Annotated in this window: 23 protein-coding genes; 11 read left to right on the forward strand and 12 right to left on the reverse strand. The window is 66.6% G+C overall.

All coding sequences use genetic code 11. The features are described from left to right. The first annotated feature begins 29 nt into the window (after nucleotides 1-29). Nucleotides 30-2459: a TonB-dependent siderophore receptor gene (locus CLM73_RS05740; RefSeq protein WP_105237678.1), complete on the forward strand. Its 2430-nt coding sequence runs from the start codon at nucleotides 30-32 to the stop codon at nucleotides 2457-2459. Nucleotides 2460-2468: 9 nt separating this feature from the next. On the opposite strand, the gene CLM73_RS05745 is transcribed toward CLM73_RS05740, so the two are convergent. The 6 genes from CLM73_RS05745 to CLM73_RS05770 form a co-directional block, all read right to left on the reverse strand. Next, the gene (locus tag CLM73_RS05745; protein WP_105237679.1) at nucleotides 2469-3290 is read right to left on the reverse strand and encodes a hypothetical protein; all 822 of its coding nucleotides are present in this window, start codon (nucleotides 3288-3290) and stop codon (nucleotides 2469-2471) included. 58 nt (nucleotides 3291-3348) lie between these two features. Continuing rightward, entirely contained in the window at nucleotides 3349-3900 is a 552-nt protein-coding gene (locus tag CLM73_RS05750) for an NADAR family protein (RefSeq protein ID WP_105237680.1), read from the reverse strand. A 161-nt stretch (nucleotides 3901-4061) separates the two neighbouring features. Continuing rightward, nucleotides 4062-4394 carry a DUF4148 domain-containing protein gene (locus CLM73_RS05755; RefSeq protein ID WP_105237681.1) on the reverse strand — a complete coding sequence of 111 codons (333 nt, stop codon included), beginning with the start codon at nucleotides 4392-4394 and terminating at the stop codon, nucleotides 4062-4064. 290 nt (nucleotides 4395-4684) lie between these two features. Further along, nucleotides 4685-5770: a LuxR C-terminal-related transcriptional regulator gene (locus CLM73_RS05760; protein WP_105237682.1), complete on the reverse strand. Its 1086-nt coding sequence runs from the start codon at nucleotides 5768-5770 to the stop codon at nucleotides 4685-4687. A 296-nt stretch (nucleotides 5771-6066) separates the two neighbouring features. After that, nucleotides 6067-7755, reverse strand: a complete 1689-nt coding sequence (locus CLM73_RS05765; protein ID WP_105237683.1) for a DUF6138 family protein — start codon at nucleotides 7753-7755, stop codon at nucleotides 6067-6069. 62 nt (nucleotides 7756-7817) lie between these two features. Next, nucleotides 7818-8798 carry an AraC family transcriptional regulator gene (locus tag CLM73_RS05770; protein WP_105237684.1) on the reverse strand — a complete coding sequence of 327 codons (981 nt, stop codon included), beginning with the start codon at nucleotides 8796-8798 and terminating at the stop codon, nucleotides 7818-7820. Between the two features lie 165 nt (nucleotides 8799-8963). Between CLM73_RS05770 and CLM73_RS05775 the strand changes: the two genes are divergently transcribed. Continuing rightward, nucleotides 8964-9707, forward strand: coding sequence for an SDR family oxidoreductase (locus CLM73_RS05775; RefSeq protein WP_105237685.1), 744 nt, complete (start codon nucleotides 8964-8966; stop codon nucleotides 9705-9707). Nucleotides 9708-9731: 24 nt separating this feature from the next. Beyond that, on the forward strand, nucleotides 9732-10493 hold the full coding sequence (locus CLM73_RS05780; RefSeq protein WP_105237686.1) for an SDR family NAD(P)-dependent oxidoreductase: 762 nt from the start codon (nucleotides 9732-9734) through the stop codon (nucleotides 10491-10493). 19 nt (nucleotides 10494-10512) lie between these two features. Here the strand turns inward: CLM73_RS05780 and CLM73_RS05785 are convergent, their stop codons facing one another. From CLM73_RS05785 to CLM73_RS05795, 3 genes are read right to left on the reverse strand one after another with little or no spacing between them, the layout of a single operon-like run. Next, on the reverse strand, nucleotides 10513-11583 hold the full coding sequence (locus tag CLM73_RS05785) for an ABC transporter substrate-binding protein (protein ID WP_105237687.1): 1071 nt from the start codon (nucleotides 11581-11583) through the stop codon (nucleotides 10513-10515). Next, nucleotides 11576-13015, reverse strand: a complete 1440-nt coding sequence (locus tag CLM73_RS05790) for a sensor histidine kinase (RefSeq protein WP_105237688.1) — start codon at nucleotides 13013-13015, stop codon at nucleotides 11576-11578. Before CLM73_RS05790 ends, CLM73_RS05785 begins: the two co-directional genes overlap by 8 nt. Nucleotides 13016-13029: 14 nt before the next feature. Then, nucleotides 13030-13734, reverse strand: coding sequence for a response regulator transcription factor (locus CLM73_RS05795; protein ID WP_105237689.1), 705 nt, complete (start codon nucleotides 13732-13734; stop codon nucleotides 13030-13032). A 243-nt stretch (nucleotides 13735-13977) separates the two neighbouring features. Between CLM73_RS05795 and CLM73_RS05800 the strand changes: the two genes are divergently transcribed. Continuing rightward, nucleotides 13978-15318 carry a CitMHS family transporter gene (locus CLM73_RS05800; protein ID WP_105237690.1) on the forward strand — a complete coding sequence of 447 codons (1341 nt, stop codon included), beginning with the start codon at nucleotides 13978-13980 and terminating at the stop codon, nucleotides 15316-15318. Nucleotides 15319-15359: 41 nt separating this feature from the next. Continuing rightward, nucleotides 15360-16100, forward strand: a complete 741-nt coding sequence (locus CLM73_RS05805; RefSeq protein ID WP_105237691.1) for an SDR family oxidoreductase — start codon at nucleotides 15360-15362, stop codon at nucleotides 16098-16100. 25 nt (nucleotides 16101-16125) lie between these two features. Here CLM73_RS05805 and CLM73_RS05810 read toward each other — a convergent pair whose 3' ends face one another. Next, complete coding sequence (locus CLM73_RS05810; protein WP_105237692.1) at nucleotides 16126-16530, reverse strand: GCN5 family acetyltransferase; 405 nt, start codon at nucleotides 16528-16530, stop codon at nucleotides 16126-16128. A gap of 119 nt (nucleotides 16531-16649) precedes the next feature. On the opposite strand from CLM73_RS05810, the gene CLM73_RS05815 reads away from it, so the two are divergent. After that, a complete protein-coding gene (locus tag CLM73_RS05815) occupies nucleotides 16650-17003 on the forward strand; it encodes a hypothetical protein (protein ID WP_234015816.1) in 354 nt (117 codons plus the stop codon). A 20-nt stretch (nucleotides 17004-17023) separates the two neighbouring features. On the opposite strand, the gene CLM73_RS29300 is transcribed toward CLM73_RS05815, so the two are convergent. Next, complete coding sequence (locus tag CLM73_RS29300) at nucleotides 17024-17152, reverse strand: hypothetical protein (RefSeq protein WP_267896115.1); 129 nt, start codon at nucleotides 17150-17152, stop codon at nucleotides 17024-17026. Then, nucleotides 17149-17589 carry a hypothetical protein gene (locus CLM73_RS05820; protein WP_105237694.1) on the reverse strand — a complete coding sequence of 147 codons (441 nt, stop codon included), beginning with the start codon at nucleotides 17587-17589 and terminating at the stop codon, nucleotides 17149-17151. Before CLM73_RS05820 ends, CLM73_RS29300 begins: the two co-directional genes overlap by 4 nt. 360 nt (nucleotides 17590-17949) lie before the next feature. On the opposite strand from CLM73_RS05820, the gene CLM73_RS05825 reads away from it, so the two are divergent. The 5 genes from CLM73_RS05825 to CLM73_RS05845 all read left to right on the forward strand — a co-directional run bounded on the left by CLM73_RS05825 (nucleotide 17950) and on the right by CLM73_RS05845 (nucleotide 22745). Further along, nucleotides 17950-18153, forward strand: a complete 204-nt coding sequence (locus tag CLM73_RS05825; RefSeq protein ID WP_056568357.1) for a cold-shock protein — start codon at nucleotides 17950-17952, stop codon at nucleotides 18151-18153. A gap of 41 nt (nucleotides 18154-18194) precedes the next feature. Continuing rightward, nucleotides 18195-18452 (forward strand): hypothetical protein, encoded by a 258-nt coding sequence (locus CLM73_RS05830; protein ID WP_105237695.1) that lies wholly within the window; start codon nucleotides 18195-18197, stop codon nucleotides 18450-18452. 195 nt (nucleotides 18453-18647) lie between these two features. Next, nucleotides 18648-19175, forward strand: a complete 528-nt coding sequence (locus CLM73_RS05835) for a sigma-70 family RNA polymerase sigma factor (protein WP_105237696.1) — start codon at nucleotides 18648-18650, stop codon at nucleotides 19173-19175. Nucleotides 19176-19190: 15 nt separating this feature from the next. Continuing rightward, nucleotides 19191-20210 carry a FecR family protein gene (locus CLM73_RS05840; RefSeq protein WP_105237697.1) on the forward strand — a complete coding sequence of 340 codons (1020 nt, stop codon included), beginning with the start codon at nucleotides 19191-19193 and terminating at the stop codon, nucleotides 20208-20210. Nucleotides 20211-20300: 90 nt separating this feature from the next. Further along, the gene (locus tag CLM73_RS05845; protein WP_105237698.1) at nucleotides 20301-22745 is read left to right on the forward strand and encodes a TonB-dependent siderophore receptor; all 2445 of its coding nucleotides are present in this window, start codon (nucleotides 20301-20303) and stop codon (nucleotides 22743-22745) included. The last annotated feature ends 114 nt before the right edge of the window (nucleotides 22746-22859 follow it).

Raw genomic sequence — 22859 nt, forward strand, 5'->3', positions numbered from 1 at the left:
CATAGCGCGTCCAATCCGAGGGACTTCCGATGATGTTCAAAACGCAACCGGCGGCCGCCCGCCGCAACGACTTCAATCCGCTTCCGCGCGCTGCCACGGGCTTGACGCTGGCCATCCGGCTGGCGCTTGCCGGGGCCGCCGCCGCCGCGCTGCCGGCGCAGGCGCAGGCGCAACAAGCGCAACCCGCCCAACCCGCCCGCATCCAGTACGACATTCCGGCCGGGCCGCTCGATCAGGCGCTGAGCCGCTACGCCCAGCAATCCGGCGTGGCGCTGTCCATGGTGGCGGACCAGATCGCCGGCAAGCACAGTCCTGGCCTGAAGGGCAGCTATGGCATCGATGAGGGCTTTGCGGTGTTGCTGCGCGGCTCGGGCTTTGCCGCCAAGCGCAGCGCCTCGGGCTACGTGCTGGTGGCGCAGCCGGGGCCGGGCGAGACGGCGTTGCTGCCGGCGGTGACGGTGTCCGGCGATCGCCTCACGGGCGACGCCGAGCAGGCGTACCGGGTTGGCGCGGCAACGGTCGGGGTGCTGGGGCAGCGCAGCCTGCTCGATACGCCGTACAGCATCGACGTGGTCTCGCGCGATCTGATGGACAACCGGCAGGCGGCCTCCCTGGTCGACGCATTGAAAGGCGATGCGTCCGTGTCCATGCTGGTGAACGACATGAGCGGGCTTGCGTCGCAGATTTCAATCCGGGGTATCGGGCTGGATCTGGTGAACGGGCGCAAGATCGACGGCCTGAACGTCTTCAGCTGGAGCAGCGAGCTGCCGCTGGAACACTTCGACAGCATCCAGGTGCTCAAGGGCGCCGGCGGCTTTCTGTATGGATTCTCGCAGCCGGGCGGCATCGTCAACTACGTAACCAAGCGTCCCACGGAGCAGACCCGCCTGGCGCTGACCACGCAGGTCACCGAGTCGGGCACCGTGTTGCTGCACGGCGACGCGGGCGGCCGGTTCGGCCCTGGTGACCGCTTCGGCTACCGCGTGAACCTGGTGGACGAACAGGGCGACACGTACGTCAAGGACGGCGGCAAGATCGACCGCCAATCGGGTTCGCTGGCGCTGGACTGGCGCATCACGCCGGACCTGGTGTGGAGCGTGGACGGCCTGACGCAGAATCGCAAGGTGACCGGCTCGGCGGGCTGGGGGCTGTATCCCAATGCCTCGGGCGAGACGGGTGATTACGCCGCGGCGCCGGTGCTGGACCCGATCAAGGGCAGCAAGCGGATCTATTCGCCCTTCACCAGCTACCAGACCAAGAGCGACACGGTGGGCACGGATCTGGCGTGGCACATGGCGCCCAAGTGGGACGCCAAGCTGGCGTACCGCCATTCCGAGATGGACCGCATCTACGAGAACGGCGCCCTGTACGCCAACCAGCGCGGCGACTACACGGAAGAGATGTACGCCGGCACGGACCGGTACAAGACCGACGAAGGCCAGGCGCTGGTTACCGGGGCATTCGACACGGGGCCGATCGGGCACGAGGTCACGTTTGGCGCATCTTATGGCAAGACCAAGGGCTACACGTCCAGCGTGTCGGGCTACGAGATCCTGGGTTCCGGCAACATCTTTCACCCGCCGCGATTTTCCAATCCGCACCTGCACGCCGAGCCGGCCGACACGCAGACCAGCGAGGTCACCCAGCGCTCGGTCTTCGCGTCGGATACGCTGCACATCGGGCAGCATTGGGACGTGATCGCGGGCCTGCGCCGCAGCAATATCAAGGACAGCTACGCGGGCTACGACAGTTCGGCCACGTCGCCGACCTATGCGCTGGTGTTCCGCCCGCTTTCGCAGCTGTCGCTCTACACCAGCTACATCGAATCGCTGGAGCAGGGCGCGATTGCGCCGATCTCGGCGGCCAACGCGAACCAGGCGTTCGCGCCGCTCAAGAGCCGGCAGGTGGAGGTCGGCGCCAAGATGGATGGCGATGACTGGTCCGCCACCGCCGCGCTGTTCCGCATCAAGCGCGGGCTGACCTACACGGACGACAACAACGTCTTTACGCAGAACGGCCGTTCGCGTTACGACGGGCTGGAACTGTCGGGCAAGGCGCGGCTCACGCCGCAGTGGATGGTGAACGCCAGCGCGATCTTCATGCGCAGCAAGGTCACGCAAGGGGTGCCCGACCTGATCGGGAACCGGGTGGACGGGGTGCCGCGCCAGCAGTTCTCGGCGTATGCCGAATACACGATTCCGGAGACGCGCTGGGTGCTGACCGCGGGCGCGCAATACTACGGCTCGCGTTTCGTGGATGCCGCCAACACCGTGTCGCTGCCGTCGTACACGCTGTTCGACGCGGGCGTTCGCTACGTGACAAAGTTGGGCGCGATGCGCACGACCTTCCGGCTGAACGTGGATAACCTGGCCGACAAGGCCTACTGGATGACCAGCGCGGGCACCCTGCTGCAAGGCGCGCCGCGCACGATCAAGCTGAGCGCGCAGTTCGAATACTGACGGGGGCCGTCAGCGCTTGCCAAACATCCCGTCCACGCTGTCCTGCAGGTCGAAGACGTCCGACACGCCATACAGGCCGACGGGCTCGCCCAGACCGCTGGCGTCGGGCGGCGTTTCCACGCAAGCCTTGATCAGCACGAACTGGCCGGCCGGATCCGGCATGAACTTCATGCCGGCGATGGACATCCGTTCGACCCGCACGGTGCCGTCGTTGTAACGGCGGCCGCGGGCGGGCTTATCGTGCAGTGCATCCATGGCGGGGACATGGTCGAAGACGGCGTCGTAGAACTCGATGACCGGACTCTGGTTGGTCTGCGCGCACCGGTGGACATAGGCCGCGTAATGGCGGCCATCTAGCTGAAACGACACCACGTCGCCCGCGCGGTAGAACGTCAGGCTGTCGGGCAGGCCGGGGGCGCGCTTGAGCGGCGCGGGCGGCGTGTGCAGGAAGGCGGTCTTGATGGCGGCGGTCTTGCGATGAAAATCGTCGCTCAGGGCCACGGCATCGTTCAGGGCGTCGATGGCGGCATCCGCGCGGTCCGCGATGCCGGCGTCGGCGATGCCGTACTTGTGCAGCAGGATGGCCAGCGCGACGGCGGTCTTATCGCGATACAGGGGCGAGGCCCCGTCGTCGCCGGCCTGCAGCACGCAGTTCCAGCGGCGCAGCAGGGGCGCCAGCACGCTGGCCGACGGGTTGGCCGCGATGCTGGCGTCATGGCGGGCGCGCGCCATGGTGTCCGCCAGCAGACGCGCAAGGTCTTCGTCCAGCGTCTGGACCAGGATGTCGGCGGCGAGTTTCTTCAGCGCCTGGGCGTGAGTGATGGCGGTCATGGTGTCGATGTTGGCGGTGCCGCGCTGCCGGTGTGGCAGGCGTGCGGGCGGCAGTGGTTCAGGCCCGCAGCGTGTCCCGCACCTGCATGAGCGCGAATCCCAGCAGGTTCAGGCCGCGCCACAGGTTGGGATTGGCGATGTGTTCGTCGTCCTGCGCCATGCCCACGCCCCAGATGCGGTCCACGGGGCTGGCCTCGACCAGGACCCGGTTTCCGGTCTGGAGCAGGAACTCGCGCAATTCGGGGTTCTGGCCGAATTTTGCCTCGTTGGCGCGCACGACGATGGCATAGCGGTTAGCCAGCCAGGTCTCGTCGTTAAAGCCCATGACCTGCCGGCCCAGCGCCTTTGCAGCGCCGGGATTGGGCGCCTTGAACACCAGCGCGCGCGTGGTCTCGTCGCCGAAGAGTCTGGCCTTTTCGGCCATCATGTAGTGCTCGGCGGTCGGGTAGCGCTGGCCTTCGATGTCGAAGGGGGCGCCGTACCACTGGCTGAAGCACGAGGCCGTGACGCCGTGCTTGCCGGGCTGGTGGCCCCAGAAATTGACGAACTTGAGTTTGGCGCCCGCGTTGTAGCGGCGGCGCAGGTCTTCGATGTAGCGGGTATCGGTCATGCCGGAAGGCGGGGTCCGGATAAAGAAGAGGCTGGAGGATAAAGGGCGATGATGTACGCCCCGTTACCAGATGCAAGCCGATCCGCCGAATGGTTGCTAAAACGGCGGCGCGCGGCGGGCAAGGTGCTTGGCCGCCGCGCGCCGTCACTGCGTTGCAGACGTCACCACCGGCGCTGCGAGCCGCTCTGCGGCTGCGATGCCGGCTGGCCCATGCTGCTGGTCCGGATGGTGGTTTCGTATTTCTTGTAGTCCTCGATGTAGGTGGGCGAGTTGACGTTCGGGCTTTCCTCGCCGGCCCATTGTTCTTCCAGGCCGGCTTCGCGCCATGCAGCCAGGTCGCGTTCGACGTCGGCGCGGGTGGGCGTGAAGTCCGAGGAGGGCGCCGCGGTGGCCGGCGCCGTGGCGGCGGACTGCGCGCCGGCGGGGCCGGACAGCAGGGCAAAGGCCGCCAGCGCAGCGGGGATGAGGGCGCGGAATGGCAGAACAGGCTTCATGAATGGCTCCTTGGGGACGCGTGGGGGCGCAGCGTTGGGGCCGGTGTCGTTCGGACGTGCGCGATGGCGCCGCACGGCCGAGGGCAGCTGCGGGGCCGGATGGGCGGAGTCATGGTCGGGCGGGGCGGCAGGCGCCGGTTTACGGGCCTGCCGATAGCGAGCGCAGACGGGATGGTGACCCGACGGGCGCGTGGCGGCCCGGGTCTCATGCCTTCGTGCTCATCGTAGGGCCGCATGGGTGCAGGCCACATACTCAAAATTGAGTACGCCGCGCGGCGCGGCGGCGCGTGTTACAGCAACGACGCCAGGCGGACCAGTTCGGACTGGCGGCTGCACTCCATCTTGGTCAGGAGCGATGCCACCTGCTTGCGCACCGTCAGCACCGAGGCGTGGCGCAGGGTGGCGACCTCTTCGACGCTGTGGCCGGCGGCCAGCCCGGCCAGCACTGCGGCTTCGGCATGCGTGATGGAGAACACCGATTGCAGCTTGGTGACGTCCGGCATCGCGAAGGCGCTTTTCTTGCGCATGCGCACCAGCAGCATCCGGCCGCCGATGAGGCTGAGCGCAGGCGGCGCCGCGCTGATGTCCACCCAGAACAGCTCGCCCCAACCTGAGGCCGTGGCCATCGAACGCATCTGGCCGTCGCCCGCCACGGCGGCGCAGTGCGCATCGAACAGCCGCTGCACCTTGGCGTCCGCGTGGCGCAGCCGGCGGCCGTGCAGTGTCCAGCCGTTCACGTCGTCCAGAAACCCCACGGCCAGCGGCGACAGCTTGTCGACGATGCAATCCACGCTGATCAGCAGCACCGCTTCGTTGACCTCGGAGAAGGCGCTTTCCAGCGACTTCCAGCCGATGGCGCGGGTGCGCTCGCGGTGCGACAACTGATGGCGCAGCATGCGGAAATAGCGCGCGTAATCACCCGATTGCAGCCGGTCGCCCGCCTTCGTGTCGACGGACGAACGTTGAAAGCCGATCGCGGCGTGCAGCACGGTGTTCGATTCGATGATGTGCGCCAGCACCTGCGCCATGCGATGCCGGGCCATGAAGTCCGCGTAGAACTCGGTGCGGTGCAACTGCGCGGGTTCGTACATCCGCGCGGTGTCCAGCCAGGTGCCGGCGGGGGCGTTGCGCCCCTCCTGCTCAATGATGTCGCAGTTGCAATAGTGCTCCTGGTAATCCGAGGCGCACGCGTCGGAAAGACCGATGGCGGTCAGGGTCAGCAGCTTGTTCCTGGCGTCGAACACGATGAGCGCTCCGCTGTCGGCCCCAACAAGATCGCGGGCCGTGGCCAGGATGTCGCGCCACGGCGGTTCGGGGTCGGTCAGATGGTCGACGGCCTCGACGGCGCGTCGCAAGGCGATTCGATGATCGGGCATGGCGTGCCTCCAACTCTGGTTCAAACGTAATCGCTGCTACGTGTCACAGATGGTGGTAGGTGGCGCCGGCCGGCAAGGCTTGGCGGCGCACCGCTGCTGCGGATCAAAGCGGAGAGCGCGCTGCCTGTAGCGTGTGGTGATCGCGGCGAGCCCAGCGCAGATTATCGTCGCAAATTTGCGCGCGATGACGATTTTGCTGCGCTTGCCCGCAAGGAAAATCGCGTGTTGATGCGGCGATACCAGGAAAATTCAACCGGCGCGAAACGCCTGTAAATCGCCGTGTCGCAACGCCATGCTTATTGCGCCAGCAGCTGCAGCAGCAGCGCCTTTTTCGGCTCGTCCGCCTTGCGGGCCAGCGCGGCCAGCTTCTTGTCGGATCCGTACAGCCGTTCGCGCACATGCGCCCTGTGGTGGTCGGGCAGCCCGGCCACCGCGTCTGCAAGCAGGCCCAGTGTCTGCGCATCTTCAATCGCGAACCCGGCGGGCGGCTTGAAGCCATCCGTGCAGACGCACAGGCATGCCACGACGGTGGCAAGGGTGTCCGGCGTCAGCCCATGCTGTTCGAGGAACACGGTGGTGTAGCGGTCTTGCACCGACTGGTGTTCGTCGTCCACCAGATCCATGTAGTGGCGCAGCAGCGGGAAGCGGCTGGCGCCGGCCAGGCCCAGCGCGAAGGTCGCGTACGTGCCCGACAGGCAGGCCTTCTCGGCCTCCGAATCGGAATACCACTCGTAGGGCTGGATGGCGGCGCGCGCGTAGTTCTCCAGCGCATCGTGCGCCTCGGGGTGCTGCGCGGCGTTGGCAAAGAAGCGATGCGTGTCGGACTTGGCCAGGCCCTTGATGGGCAGGTAGTGGCGCGCGCGGCTTTTCAATTCGATGCGGTAGCCGGCTGGAAAGCCCGCGCGCAACAGGCCGGCGATGAAGTCCAACGCTTGGCGGTAGGCTTCCGGCGATTCCTGCCGGATCGCAACGGCAACGGTGGCAAGCACGTCGTTGGCGGCGCAGGTGACGGATTCGTTCGCCAAGCGCGCGCGGTCGGCCGGAATGGCGCCGCTCCCGCTGGCCAGCATGGTGTGCGCACGCGCGCTGCCCACTTCGCGCGCCAGCTCCAGAAAGGTCAAACCAAGCGGCCGCGCATAGCCGGGCTCGAAGCGCAGGATCAGCGTTGCGGCGTACAGCAGCAGGTCGATGCCGCGGTCATGGGCATCCAGTGTTGCGCCGGGCTTGAGCGTGTAGGTGTTCGCGCGGAAGGCGTTCTGCGCCACGTCGAAATAACGCGGCAGATACTGCTCCTCGGACCAGCGCCGCAGCGCATGGATGATGGCGCCGCGCTGCTCCGATAGCGACTCCTGCCCGGCGTTCAGCGCCAGCACGCGCGTAAAGACGGAGATCAGCCAGGGGTAATCCAACTTGGGAAACAGGCGTTCGTCCAGCAGATGGCGGCACAGCAGGCTGATGTGCAGGCGGCCGGTGGGCTCGGTGCCGTTCAGCACCGCCTGGTCCACGTATCGCGCCACGCGTTCGCGCAGGCCTTGCTGCTTGGCCTCGTCGGTGTGGTCCACCAGCGTCAGGCGCAGCCGGCCCTCGGTGGTGGGGAACTGCGCGCGAAACCGGAAGTGGTGATCCAGGTGCGGCTTGCCGGCAAGCCGCGCGATGCGTTCAAGCACCGCCTCGCGCAGTACGGGCGCCAGCGATTGGTGGATGGCTTCGGGACTGAGCGGGCCGTTGCGGCCTTCGGCGCGCAGGCCGTCCTCGTCGTCGGGCTCCCAGCTGGGCATGACGTCGAACATGATGCGCGAGGGCTCGTATTCCAGCAGGATCTCGCTGTGGATGCCGGCCTGCAGCGGCGTGCGGGCCACGATCGCGTCGATGTCGTCGCGCGCCTGCAGCTTGTCGAACCAGCCATGAATGGCGGCAAGCGTTTCATCCTGGATCTGCTGGGCGGTCTTGTGATGCAGGCCAATGGCGCGGGAGTCGTTGGACATCGTGATTCGTAAGGGTTGCAACAGTTGCGCCGAATGCTACACGATGGGCCGCCGCGCCAGCCTCAGTGCCGGGACGCGAAATCGCCGATGGCAGCAGCGGGCGACAGCGCGAACGACGCCTTCATGTCGCGCACTTCCTCAACCGGCGTGCGGCCGAAGAAGCGCTTGAATTCGCGGCTGAACTGCGACGCGCTTTCATAGCCGACGCGGGCCGAGGCCGACGCGGCCGTCAGCCCGTCGCGGATCATCATGAGCCTGGCCTGATGCAGCCGCGTGGACTTGATGTACTGGATGGGCGAGGTCTGCGTCACCGCCTTGAAATTGACGTGAAACGCGGGGACGCTCATGCCGGCCTCTTGCGCCAGGTGCGTGACGTCCAGCGGCTGGGAATAGTCCGTATGAATGCGGCGCAGCGCACGCGCGACGCGGCCGAAGCGGCCCGGGTGCGCCAGCGCGGCGCGCAGGGCGCCGCCTTGCTCGCCGCTCAGGACGCGAAAGCAGATCTCGCGCACCAGCGCCGGGCCGAGGATCTCGGCATCGAGCGGATGGCACAACGCACGCAAGAGGCGCACGGTGGCGTCGGCCAGTTCCTCGGACAGCGGGGTCGAGGCAATGCCCAGCGGCGCGTCGCGGCTTTGGGCGCCTGCGCCTTTATCTGGCGCGGCTTCAAGAACTTCGCCCGATCGGTTGTCGATCGCCACCACCAGATCGGCCACGGTGGCCAGATCCATCCGTATCGACACCGCGAGCATGGGTTCTTCCTTGCTGGCCTGCGTTTCCGTGGAAAAGGGCAGGGGCACGGACAGCACCAGAAAGTGCTGCGCGTCGTAGACGTAGGTTTCGTTGCCCAGAAAGCCGAGCTTGCGGCCCTGGCAGACGATGACGATGCCGGGCTCGTAAAGCACCGGCGTGCGGCCGAGCGGGCGGTCCGAGCGCATGAAGCGCACGCCGTCCAGCGCGGACAGGCTGTAGCCCTCGTTGGGCGCCAGGCGGTCGATGAGGGCAATCATTTCGCGCGACAGCGGGCTGGGCGGCAGCGTCATGAGGCATCCGTGGTTCGGTTCCGGTTCGGGACATTCTACCGGCGCCCATCGGGGCGGAACAGGGTGCGCGATAGGAATGGGCAAGGGTGCGATAGACGCAGGTATTCGCGCGCGGCGCCGCAATCCTTAGCATTTCATTCACGCAAACGACTTGGAGATTCAACCATGACTTCGACTCAAAGCCGGCAATCCAAAGTGGTGCTGATCACCGGTGCCAGCAGCGGCATCGGCGAGGCCACGGCGCGGCAGCTGGCCGCGCAGGGCCACCGCGTGTATGTGGGCGCGCGCCGCACGGACCGGCTGGAAACACAGGTGCAAGAGATTCGGGCAAACGGCGGGATAGCGGCGTTTCGTGCGCTGGACGTCACGTCGGCCGAAGACATGCGGGACTTCGTGCAGGGCGCCGAGGCGGCCTACGGGCAGGTGGACGTGATCGTCAACAACGCGGGCGTGATGCCGCTCTCACCGCTGAATTCGCTGAAGGTGGACGAGTGGGACCGCATGATCGACGTGAACATCCGCGGCGTGCTGCACGGCATCGCGGCCGTGTTGCCGGGCATGGAGCGCCAGGGACATGGACAGGTGATCAACGTGTCTTCCATCGGCGGACTCGCCGTGTCGCCGACGGCGGCGGTGTACTGCGCGACCAAGTTCGCGGTGCGCGCGATCTCGGACGGTCTGCGCCAGGAGACCGACAAGATTCGCGTGACCGTGGTGTGCCCCGGCGTCGTCGAATCGGAGCTGGCCGACACCATCACCGACGACACCGCGCGCGTGGCCATGCAGTCGTTCCGCCGCGTGGCCCTGCACCCCGACGCCATCGCCCGAGCCATTGCCTATGCCATCGAACAGCCTGACGACGTGGACGTCAGCGAAGTGGTGGTGCGCCCGACGGCCAGCCCGTACTGAACGATCAACCCAAAGGAATTACCCATGACTGCAACGACTTCCAAAGACCAACCTTTTTCCGGCCAGACCGCCATTGTGACCGGCGCCGCCAGCGGCATCGGCCTGGCCACGCTGGAACTCCTGCATGCGCAGGGCGCGCGCATCGTGGCGGTGGACCGGGATGACGCCGTGCGCGCGCTCACGCGGCCCGGCGTCGAGCCCCTGGTGGCCGATATCTCGCAGGAAGACAGCGCCGCACTGGCGGTCAAGACCGCGATGGACCACTTTGGCAGGCTGGATATCCTGGTGAACAACGCGGGCGTCATCATCAACAAGCCGGTGATCGACATGACGCTGGACGACTGGAACGGCATCCTTGCCGTGAACGCCACCGGCGCGTTCCTGTTCTCGCGCGAAGCGATGCGGGTGATGGCGCCGGCGGGCCGTGGCGCGATCGTCAACGTGGGTTCATACGCCTGCTACCAGGCCTTTCCCACCATTGCGGCCTATGCCGCGTCGAAGGGCGCGCTGGCGCAGTTGACCCGCGCCCTGTCGCTGGAGGCCATCGAGCACGGCATCCGCGTGAACGCCGTGGGGTCGGGCGACGTGGTCACCAACATCACCAACCACATCCATGCGGACGGTCCCGGCTTTCTGGCCGAGCACGGCAAGAACGCGCCGATCCGGCGGGCGGCCGAGCCGCGCGAGATCGCGGAGGTCATTGCGTTTCTGGCGTCGGAGAAGGCCAGCTACATCGTGGGCGCGGTGGTGATGGCCGACGGCGGCATGAGCGTGGCGCTGCGCTAAGCACCGGGCCAGCGCGGCGTCAGCGCGGCGGAAAGATCGCCGCGCGCCACAGGTCCAGGAAGTGGCGCTTTTTCAGCGGATCCAGGTACACCAGCAGGCCGACGCCCAGCGCGACGGGCCGCACGCCGGCTGCAGGCACGACCGACGCGCTGACCGGCCGCATGCCGGACTCGCGCGCCAGCGCATCCTGGCCGCGCGCCGACAGCAGATAGTCCAGGAACAGCGCGCCCAGGTCGCCGCGCGGCGCCTGCTTCGGAATGATGGCCGAGCGCGACAGCATCAGCGTGTAGTCCTGCGGGTAGATGATGGCGAGCGGCGCGCCGTTGTCGATGCGGTGCCGGGTATAGGACTCCAGCAGGTTGTAGGCCAGCGTCACGTCGCCGCTTTCCAGCTTGTCCAGCGCGTGTTCGGTGGACTCGTGGATGGACACCCCATTGCGGCCGAAGGCGCCAAGCAGCGCGCCCGCCATGCTGTCCAGCCGCGTGTCCTGCGTGGCCGCCAGATAGCCGATGCCGCTGCCCTGCACGTCGTAGGTGGAGATGCGGCCGGCGAGCGGCTGGTCGGGCGCCTGCAGCAGCGACAGCAGTTCGCGGCGGGTGTGCGGCACGCGCGCGGCATCGAGCTTGCGCGTGTTGTAGACCATCACGATGGGATCGGTGCCGATGCTGAAGACCTCATCGCGCCAGTTCGCCCAGCCGGGCAGGGCGCGCGTCTGCGGCGAGATGTGCACGCGCGCGTAGCCGTCGTTGACCAGTTTGGTCTGCAGGTCCATGGCGCTGCTGATGACGATGTCGGGCCCCGACGGAACGCCGGGCGCCTTCGCGGCGCGGGCAACGGTGTCGCTATAGAGTTCCTGCGTCGACAGCTCGGTGTATTCCAGCCGCACGGACGGATTGAGCCTGCTGAAGTCTTCCAGCACGCCGCGAAACACCTGCACGCTGTTGGACGCGTGCACGACCAGCACGTTGCTGCTATCTGCGGGACCCAGCGTGAGGCCGCTGCTGCTCACTTCGGCGGCGTGGCTGATCGCGGACAGCGTCAGCGCGGCGATCGCGGTCAGGCCGCGCAGAAAGGATAGGGCGTCACGCATGATCGGCACGGGCGGGCAAGGGAGTGGCGGGCAGGGTGATGACGGCGTCCAGTCCACCGCCCACGCGGTTGCTCAGGCTGAGCGTGCCGCCGTGAATGTCGACGACGCGCTTGATGATGGACAGGCCCAGCCCGGCGCCGGGCGAGCGCGGATTGGGGCCGCGCGCAAACCGTTCGAAGGCCGTGTTGGCCAGCGCCGGCGGAATGCCCGGCCCCTGGTCGGACACCGTGACGCGCCAACCGCCGTCGTGCGGATCCAGACGCACGTCGATGTGGCCGTCGTCGTTGGCGCCGTGGCGCAAGGCGTTGTCGATGAGGTTCTTGAAGGCTTCGCGCAGCATCAGGTTGTCGCCCAAGACGCGCGGCGGTTTGCCTTCGTTGGCGGACGGCAGATGCAGCCGGACATCAGGCTGCGGGTCCGCCTGCGGGACGGTGTCGTACACCGCCTGGCTCAGCAGTTCGGCCACGTCGACGGGCTGGAACTGCCGGACATTGCTGCGGTGAATGACGCTGGCGTCGCTGAGCAGCTGGTTGACCAGCCGCGACAGCTTTTCCGCGTTGCGCAGCACGGCCAGAAGACTGCGCCGCTGCTCGGCCGGATCGTCCTCGTCCAGCGCAACCTCCATCTGCGCATGCAGCGCGGCCAGCGGGGTGCGCAGCTGGTGCGCGGCCTCGGCAATGAACAGGCGCAGCGTGTCCAGGTTTTCCGACAGCCGGCCCATGAAGCCGTCCAGCGAATGAACCAGCATGTCCAGTTCCTCGGGCACCGGCGCGGCGATGGGATGCAGGTCCGACGCGGTGCGGCCGGCCAGCTCGCGCTCGACCCGCTGGATGGGCGACAGCGACCGCTGCAATCCCCAATAGGCCAGCGCCAGCGCGGCCGCCGTAAAGCCGATGAGCGCCAGCGTTCCTTGCCACAGGATGCGCTCGGCCAGCGCGTTGCGCGCCTCGCGTGTCTGGGCGACCTGGATGATCGCGGTCTCGGTCTCTTGCGGGCCGGCCACCTTGCGTTCCATCCACGCGACGCGCACCGGTTCGCCCTGGTATTCGGTTGCATAGAGCTGCGGCGTGCTGGCGTCGGCGTTGCCGCGCGCGGGCGGCGCGGGCAGGTCGCCGTATCCGGAGATCAGCGCACCGCGCGCCGAGGCCACCCGGTAGAACACGCGGTCGCGCGGCGCCTGCTCCAGCAGTGCAAGCGCCGCATAGGGCATGTCCATCTGCCACTCGCCCTGCACGAGCTGCAGGCTGTCGGCCATGGACAGCACGGACGCGCGCAGCAGCTGGTCGTAGGTGGTGTCGGCGGTCTGGTGCGCATAGCCGCGCACCAGCAGGTAGATCGCGCCCAGCCCGACCGCGAACAGCGCGCCGAGCACGGTCAGCAACCGGCGACGCACGGAAATACGGCGGGGCTGCTCGGAACGCGGCCGGTTCATGGCGTTGCGGACCGCTACGGATGCGGCGCGGCCGCGGGCTCGCCGTCCGCGCCTTCCGCTGCCGTCAGCAGGTAGCCGGTGCCGCGCTGCGTCTCGATGCGCAGGGGCGATCCTTCCAGCTTGCGGCGCAGCCGGGCGATGTAGACCTCGATGGCGTTGGGCGCGGCGTCGTCGTCAAACGCGAACAGCTTATTTGCGATTTCGCTCTTGCTGACAGCGCGGTTCATGCCGGCCAGCAAGATTTCAAGCAGGCTGAATTCGCGCTTGGGCAGGTCGATGCGACGGCCGGCCAGTGTCACCTGCCGCGCCGCGCTGTCGATGACCAGTTCGCCAAAACGCAGGGTGCCGGTGGCCTGCGGGCTGGGACGGCGCAGCAGCGCGCGGCAGCGGGCTTCCAGCTCGCGAAAATCGAAGGGCTTGGCCAGGTAGTCGTCCGCGCCGGTATCCAGGGCATGCACGCGGTCCTCGATGTCGATGCGCGCGGTCAGCGCCAGGACGGGCGTCTTGCTGCCGCGATCGCGCAGCCGGTGCAGGATGTCGAACCCCGACATGCGCGGCAGGCCGATGTCCAGAATGACGAGATCGAAGGTCTCGTACTGCAGCACGCCATCGGCGTTCAGGCCGTCGCTCTGGCTGTCGACCGCATGGCCGAGACGACGCAGCCGGCGCACGAGTGCGTCGGACAAATCTTCATCGTCTTCGATTACCAAGATACGCATAGCGCCGATTGTCGCATGATGGACAGCCCCCACGCCGCGCGCGCTGCGCACGCTAGCTGCCCCCCGAGGGGGCGCTTTTCCCTTGGGGCGGCCCGGCGGGAAAAGGGCTTCCCAAGCGGCGAATGTCTCTCCGCCGCCAACAAAAACGACAGGTTCCAGACAGCTTTTCTTCCTAGTCTTGCGTTCCCGCTTCCCCAGCCGGAGGCGGGCACACATAACAACGACTAGCTGGAGATAACCCTCATGCTTCTGACCCTGCTTGGCTTCGGCATGGTGATCACGTTCATGACGCTGATCATGACCAAGCGCCTGTCGCCGCTTGTCGCCCTCATCCTTGTCCCCATTATCTTTGCGCTGCTCGGCGGGTTTGGCGCGGGCATCGACAAGATGATGCTGGACGGCATCCGCAAGATCGCGCCGACCGGCGTGATGCTGATGTTCGCCATCCTGTACTTCGGCGTGATGATCGACGCGGGCCTGTTCGACCCCATCGTCGGCCGCATCCTGCGCGCGGTGAAGGGCGATCCGCTGAAGATCGTGGTGGGTACGACCGTGCTGGCGCTGGTGATCTCGCTGGACGGCGACGGCTCCACCACCTACATGATCGTGGTGGCGTCGATGCTGCCGCTGTACCGGCGCCTGAAAATGAACGCGCTGTCCATGACGTGCCTGGCGATGCTGGCCAGCGGCGTCATGAACCTGACCCCGTGGGGCGGACCGACGGCGCGCGCGGCCAGCGCGCTGCACGTGGATGCGGGCGATATCTTCGTGCCGCTGGTGCCCGTGATGGGCGTGTCGATCGTGGCGATCCTGATCCTGGCGTTCTTCCTGGGCCTGCGCGAACGCCGCCGGCTGGGCGTATTGGCGCTGCCGGAAGGCGCGTCGCTGCACGCCGGCTACGACGAGGACGGTCCGAAGAACCTGCCCGAGATCGAGGTCGACCACGACCTGCGCCGCCCCAAGCTGCTGTGGGTGAACGCGGGCCTGACGCTGGCGCTGATGGTGAGTCTGGTGCTGGGCGTGCTGCCGCTGCCCGTGCTGTTCATGATTGCGTTCGCGATTGCGCTGATCATCAACTACCCGAACCTGGCCGAGCAGCGCCGCCGCGTGGCGCAGCATGCGGGCAACGTGCTGTCAGTGGTGTCGCTGATCTTCGCGGCGGGCATCTTCACGGGCATTCTGTCGGGCACCGGCATGGTCGAAGCCATGTCGCGCAGCCTGCTCGCGGTCATTCCCGACGCGCTGGGACCGTATCTAGCGGGCATCACCGCGCTGGTCAGCCTGCCGTTCACGTTCTTCATGTCGAACGACGCTTTCTACTTTGGCGTGCTGCCCATCCTGAGCGAAGCCGCGCAAGGCTACGGGATCACGCCCGTCGAGATGGCGCGCGCCTCGCTGATCGGCCAGCCCGTCCACCTGCTCAGCCCGCTCGTGCCGTCCACCTACCTGCTCGTCGGCCTGGCCGGCGTGGAGTTCGGCGACCACCAGCGCTATGCGCTGAAGTGGGCCACGATGGTCTGCATGGTGATGCTGCTTGCCGCCCTGGCGTTCGGCCTGTTCCCCCTGGTCGGCGCGGCCGCCTGATTCCCCGCGGCGCCTGCCGCACGACTTTGAAAGGAAGCACCATGGCTTTGCGCATCGCCTACGTCACCAGCGGCATGGGCCATACCGGCACCGCGATCTGCCAGGCGCTGCATCGCGCCGGCCATCGCGTGGTCGCCGGCTGCGGTCCGCGTTCGTCCCGCAAGGACCACTGGCTGAAGGAACAGAAGTCGCTGGGTTACGACTTCATCGCCTCGGAAGGCGACGCCACGGACTGGGCGTCGACCGAGGCCGCGTTCGCCAAGGTCCGGCGCGAGGTCGGCGAGATCGACGTGCTGGTCAACAATGCCGGTTCGATGCTGGACATGCGCTTTCGGCAGATGAGTCACGCCGACTGGTCGGCCGTCCTGCGCAGCAACCTGGACACGCTCTTTAACAGCACCAAGCAGGTCGTCGACAGCATGGCGGACCGGGGTTGGGGGCGGATCATCAACATCGGATCGGTCGCGGCCGAGAAAGGCCAGATCGGCCAGATCAACTTCGCGACCGCCAAGGGCGCGGTCATCGGTTTTACGCGCTCGCTCGCGCAGGAAGTCGCCGCGCGCGGCGTGACGGTGAACCTGGTGTCGCCGGGCTTCATCGCCGACGATACCGTCCGCGCCTTCCCGCCGGCGCTGCTGGACCGCATCGTCGAAAGCGTGCCGGTGGGCAGGCTGGGCACCGCGCAGGACCTGGCCGGGCTGTGCGTGTGGCTGGGGTCTGACGAGGCCGCGTTTGTCACCGGCGCCAACTACGCCATCAACGGCGGCGTGTACATGAGCTGATGCGAGGGCGTCAGGCCCGCGCAGGTCAGACGCCGCGGCGTTTCAGGAAGTCGGCGATGGAGGTCGCGGTGCGCTTGCTGTCTGCCAGCCATTCCACGCGCCATTCGGTGATGCGTTCCTCGGTGTAGTGTTCAAAGACGCCTGGCGTGGGCTCGTTGATGGACTCCAACTGCCGCACCAACACCAGCGGTTGTTCCGCGCCCGGCGTGTCTTGCGAAAACGCCGCGGCGTCTTCAAAGGTGTCAAAGGCGTAGTAGTAATCGTCGCCGTCGTGCAGGTCTTCGCCGCCCGCATGCGGGTGCACCCACACGCGATACTCCAGGACGTCGTCGTAGAAATAGCCGCCGCCCGATTTGGTCATGGCGGGGTATTCGCCCACCTGATCGGGATCGATGGCGACGGGGTGGGCGGATGAACTGTCGGGTGTCATGGCGCGGCGGGCTCCGAGTGATCTGGGTGCGCAGGTAAGCAGGGCCGACACCTTATCGCAGTTTCGTGATGCTGCCGTGCCACAATGTGCCGGTTTTATCGCATCAGGAGCGAGATTCCATGGCAAGAAAGTCTTTGTATGTCGCGGCCGGTTTGGGGCTGATGTCGCTGGTGGTGCTTGCCGCCTGCGGCAAGAAGGACGCGTATCCGCCCGAGGTTCAGCGCGAAACCTACAGCTCTTGCGTGGCGGGCTTCAAGTCCAAGGTCCCGGTCACGCCCAAGGCGGAATCTGTCGCCGCCAGCTACTGCAACTGCGTGGTCGATGGGTTGCAGAAGTCCGTGCCGTACGAAGAGTTCAAGCAGCTGGACCAGCTTCTGTCCACCAAGAGTTCGACGCCGGATATGGAAAGGCTGGGCAAGGGTGTGTCCGACGTGGTCAATACCTGCTTGAAGCGCGAGATGCCCAAGGGCTGACCTGCGCGGCAGCGCCGTTGTCAGCGAAACACCGACCAGGCCAGCGTTGCCGGCGCGTCCCGCCGCCACTGCAGCGTCTGCGCCATGGGGTCGTTGTTCTTCCAGCCCATGCGTTCGTAGGCGTCAAGGATTTCGGTGGGGGTATTCATCGGCCGAGTTTCGTCGATACGTCCGTATGCGTGCCACGGTCCAGATCCGCGCCAAGCGACCTGTCCCATGCGGGCAGCGTCTGCAGTTCATCACTGACTTCACCCGCTTCGATGCGTCGCGCAATGTCGTCCAGCAATTGCGTGCGCGTGGCGAACCCCCGGCCCTGCAGGTCTCGTGCGAACAGCCGGTAACGCAGATTGGGTTCAGCGCCCTTCATCACGCCCAGATTCAGGATGTGGCCTTGCTCGTTACGCAGCAGCAGATGGCCGGGGCGGGCATAGATGCGGTAAATGCGCCAGGGCGACGAGATGGTGGCGCGACTGGGATGCGGATCGCGCCGGATGTCGCTACGGCCGCCGGACGGCGGTGGCGTCGAAGGTAGGCGTTTGATGCACGCGTTGGCGAACCGGGCGATGGATCTTCTGATGACGCTCACGCAGCGCCCGCCGTCATCGCGGAAAAATCATTGGAGCAGGGGACTGGCGGCAGGGGCTGGCGCTGAATGACCACGGGTTGTTCCTCATATGGCGATACGGCGAGGCGACGCGCGTTCAAGCACCACGCGCCCAGCATACGCGCTTTGGGCGGCCGGCTTGCGCGCTGAGGTGATTTGGTTACGCATTAAGCACAAAGCGCGTTGACTTCCCCCTGAACGCCGCCCATAGTGGCCTAGAAGCTTTTCGAGCATCGTGATTTTCGTCCGGTCGTGCACCCTCAAAGGGCGCCTAATTGTTCGCGATCCTTTCCTTGACTGGCCTCATTTCGCGGGTCCGCCCGCATTTAAAGGAAAGCGTCAATGGAAACCGGAATTGTGAAGTGGTTCAACGATGCCAAGGGTTTTGGCTTCATCATGCCCGAGGACGGTGGCAAGGACATCTTTGCGCACTTCTCGGAGATCGTCAGCGACGGCCACAAAGTGCTTCTTGAAAATCAGCGTGTCAGCTATGTGACCGCGCAAGGCGCCAAGGGCCCTCACGCGACGCAGATTCGCGCATTGTGATCGGCGGCCGCAAGGCCTATCGGTCAGATATTGGAGGTCCCATGCTTCAAAACAATATGGTCTACAAGGGCTACCGGCTTACCGCGAGCGTGTCCCGGGTTTCCATCGGGAACGCGCGCAGGCCGGCCTTTACCGCAACGGTCGCCGTGGAATTGGCGGGCGATATGGACCGGCTCGGCGAGCCGCATGCCGTGCCGCTGTTCGACGCCGGCGGGTTTGTCGCCACGCCCGGCATGGCGGTCGACGCCGCGATCACGCATGGCCGCTTGATGGTGGATGCGCATTCCCGGGCAGAGTGACGGCGCGATGCGAGCCGGCCGGTAGCGCCGATCGCCGCTCCTGCACGCTGCAATAACCAGACAGGGCCGCCTTCGTTACGGGGGCGGCCCTTCTGCTTTTTGGGCGATGGCCCGCCGGTTTGCACGCGGCATTCTTTTGGTTTAAATTTCGGAAAAATTCTCATTTAGATTTGATCTCAGGGATCGCCGGGAGGGGTGTTGGCCGCAGAATCGGGTGTACAGCAGCAGTTGCACACGCTGTACCGCGACCATCATTCCTGGCTGTTTGGCTGGCTGCGCAAACGCATGGGTTGTGCGCACAATGCCGCGGACGTCGCGCAGGACACGTTCGAACGTCTTCTCGCATCGCGCGACGTCCTGATGGGGCAGCGTCTGCAGATCAACGAGCCGCGCGCCTACCTGACCACGACCGCGAAACGATTGTTGATCGACCGCGCTCGCCGCGAGCAGCTTGAACGCGCCTATCTGGCCGAACTCGAGCTGATGGCCGAGGACCTGCCGCAGTATCCGTCCCCCGAGCAATTGCTGATCGCCGTGCAGGCGCTGGACCAGATCTGCCGTGTCCTGGAAGGCGTGTCGGCCAAGGCGCGTGCGGCTTTTCTGCTGCACTACCTGGACGGGCAGACGCATGCCGCGGTGGCCGGCCATCTGGGCGTGTCCACGAAGATGGTGCAGAAGTATCTGGTGCAGGTCCTGCTGCACTGCGGCCGTCTGCTCGCCTGACACGGAAAGCCGCAGATGTCCGCGACCGTCTCCGACAATGACGCATTGGCCGCCCAGGCGGCGCAATGGATCGTGGCGCTTTCGGCCGACGACGGCATCGAGCGCGAGCGCGCGCGCACGCAGTTCGAAGCATGGAAGCGGGCCGATCCTCGCCACGCCGCCGCGGCGGCCGGCATGGAGCGGCTCCTGGGACAAGTGAGCGACGTTCGCAGCACGGGCACGGGCGGTGCGGGCAATGCCGCGGTGGCGTCGATGCTGGCCATGCAAGGCAAGCGCCGCCGGATCAAGACCTATGTGGCGGCACTGGCCTTGACGTGCACGCTGGCCGTGCCCGCGTGGATGGCGCTTCAAGCCTATCCGCCGTCCTATCTGCTGGCCGACGTGCGCGCCGGAACGGGGCAGTGGAAGACCCAGACGCTGGCGGACGGCACGCGCATCACCTTGAACAGCGCCAGCGCGGTCAACCTGCGCTACGACGCCGCTCGCCGCACGATCGAGCTGCTGCAGGGCGAGATCCTGGTCGACGTGGCCAAGGACGCGGCCCGCCCCTTCGTGATCGAGACGCGCGACGGCGCCATGCGGGCCGTGGGAACGCGCTTCGTGGTCAGCCGCGAGGAAGATTCGACAGTGCTGCGGGTGCTGGAATCCAAGGTCACGGTACAGACCGCGGACCAGCGCCGAGCGCGCAGCGCGGAATCGGCCCTGATCGAGGCCGGCCAGGCCGTGCGCATCCGCCCCGATGGCCTGGGCCTGGTCACGGCGATCGATCCGCGCAGCGTCGAGGATGCCTGGGCGCAGCATCGGCTGTTCGTGGAGGACCGGCCGCTGGCGGAGGTGCTGGACACGCTGAACCGCCACCGCAGCGGCCACATCCAGTACGACGCCGCCGCCATCGGCCACCTGCGCATTTCGGCGGTGTTGCCGCTGGACGATACCGACCGCGCCCTGCAGTTGCTGGCCGCAAACCTGCCCGGCCTGCGCATCCGGACCTATACGCCTTATCTCGTGCGCGTGGACCTGCCGGCGGCGCCCTGATATCGCTTCAAAAAATAATTGGTGATGCTGGTTCCAGTTCGGGATTCTCGCTCGTCAAGGAAAGAGAACACCCGAACAGGACCCGAAGACATGGCATTCCTTAGCCGTGGCGCGCCGCGCGCCAACGCGTACCCCTCCGGCCGCATCCGCCGCCTTACCCTTGCACGGCATCTGCCGCTGGCCATCGCCGCCGCGCTGGCTGTGCTGGAGCCGCCTGCCGTGCAGGCACAGTCCGCACCGTCGGCGGCGATGGCGTACGACATTCCCGCCGGACCGCTTGCGCCCGCGCTCAGCCGTTATGCCCAGCAATCTGGCGCCGAAATCGTGCTGGACGTGCGTGCCCTGGACGGAATCAGCACAGAGGGGCTGCGCGGACGTTATGGCGTGAACGAAGGCTTTGATGCGCTGCTGCAGGGCACGGGCTATCGCGCCAGCAAGACGGCCGTCGGCTACGTGCTGGTGCCGGCGCCGGGCCGCGATGGTGTAACGACGCTGGATGCTGTCCGTGTGGACGGCAGCGGCGTGCGCAGCGCAACGACCGAGGGGTCGGGCTCGTATGCGGCCAGGGCGGTCACCCTGACCAAAGGCGCCCAGTCGCTTCGTGAGATTCCGCAATCGGTGTCCGTGATGACGCGCCAGCAGATGGACGACCAGGGCCTGACGACGGTGGCCGAGGCATTGAGCTACGTGACCGGCATGACGCCTTCGGACTACGAAGGCACCGAGAAATTCAGCGCGCGCGGATTCAGCACCAGCACCCAGTACGATGGCCTGCCGCAGCAGGATTACAGCCCGCACATGGATCTTGCCATTTATGACCGCGTGGAGATCCTGCGCGGCCCGTCGGGCCTGCTGACCGGCACCGGCGAGCCGGGCGGCATCGTCAATTACGTGCGCAAGCGCCCGCTGGACGTGGCGCATTTTTCGGCGTCCGCCTCGGTCGGGTCCTGGAACCACCGCCGGATCGAAGCCGACGGCGGCGGCGCCCTGAACGGCGCGGGCACGCTGCGCGGCCGGCTGGTGGGCGCCTACGAGGCCGAAGACAAGTTCTATGACTACGGCCGTTCGGAACCCACGACGCTCTACGGCGTGCTGGAGTACGACTTCACGCCCAACACCACGATTGGACTCACCGCCGCGTACAACCAGCGTCGCTTCCGCAATTTCAATGGCCTGCCGCTGTACGCGGACGACAGCCTGCCTGCGCGCCACGACTACGTCGGGCCCAGCAAGATGTCCAACATGGACACCTACGACCTCGGCACCGACCTGACGCACCGCTTCGGCGGGGGCTGGGAGCTGAAGGCGGCCTACCTGCACCGCGACACGCGCTATCGCGGCTACTCGGCCTTCGTCACCGCGCCGCTGGATGTGGAGACGGGACGCAGCGGCATGAGCGTCGGGCGCATCGCCAACGACTTCAAGTGGGACCAGGGCGACATTCACGTATCCGGCCCGGTGCGCATGCTGGGCCGTGACCACACCCTGACGCTGGGCTACAACTACGCGCGTTACGACTCCACGACGGGCAGCCGGTTCGCGACGCTGACCGACTGGGATCCGCTGAACGACCACGATTTCGGCGCCATCTACGACCAGCCTGTCATCAACAAGAGCAACTCCATCACGACGCAGTCGGGCCTGTACGCGACGGGCCGCTTCAAGCTCGCCGACCCATTGACCCTGGTGCTGGGCGGCCGCTGGACCGACTATTCCGAAAAGAGCCGCGACGTGTCGCCGGTGGCGTCCGACTACACGCGTAGCGCGGCCGATGTCAGCAATGAGTTCACGCCTTTCGGCGGCGTGGTCTGGGATGTGAGCAAACAGGTGTCCGTGTACGCCAGCTACGCCGACATCTTCGTGCCGCAGACGCAGAAGGACTACACCGGCCAGACGCTCAAGCCCCGCGTGGGCTGGCAGACCGAGGCGGGCATCAAGGGCGAGTTCTTCGACGGCCGGTTGAATGCGTCGCTGGCGGTGTTCCGCATCCGCGACCAGAACCGCGCCATGACGGACGAAGCGCACATCGGTTGCGACGGTACGGTGAACGGCGCGTGCTATCGGCCCGCCGGCAAGGTGCAGAGCCAGGGCTGGGAAGCGGAGGTCAGCGGCAGTCCGGCGCCGGGCTGGGATATCTCGGCGGGCTACACCTACACCAATGCCAAGTACCTTCAGGACTCGAACCCGGCCAACGTGGGCCAACGTTTTGCTGCCGACGTGCTGCCCAAGCACCTGTTCAAGCTTTGGACGCAGTACCGCTTCGGCCGCGACGATTTCGGGGGCGCGCTGGTGGGCTGGCGCGTGGGCACCGGCGTGCAGGCGCAAAGCGATGTGTACACGTCGTCCATGCGGCAAGGCGGGTACATGACGGTGTCCGCGCGTGTGGGCTATCAGATCAACAAGAATTGGGACGCCGCGCTGTCGGTGAACAACCTGTTCAATCGCGAATACTTGCGCACCCCGGGTTACGGCATCTTCTACAACATCTACGGCGCGCCTCGCAACGCCATGCTGACCGTGCGCTACGCGATGTAGACCTGTGCGCCAGGTCTGCCTCCCCAGCGGCCGTGCACGTTCGGTCGTGCACGTTGCTGGGGGGCCACGCTGAACGCGGCTGCCGAACAAAACAGCTGCAATAGGAATCATTAA

The sequence above is a fragment of the Achromobacter spanius genome (assembly GCF_002966795.1).
Taxonomy (GTDB): Bacteria; Pseudomonadota; Gammaproteobacteria; order Burkholderiales; family Burkholderiaceae_B; genus Achromobacter; species Achromobacter spanius_D.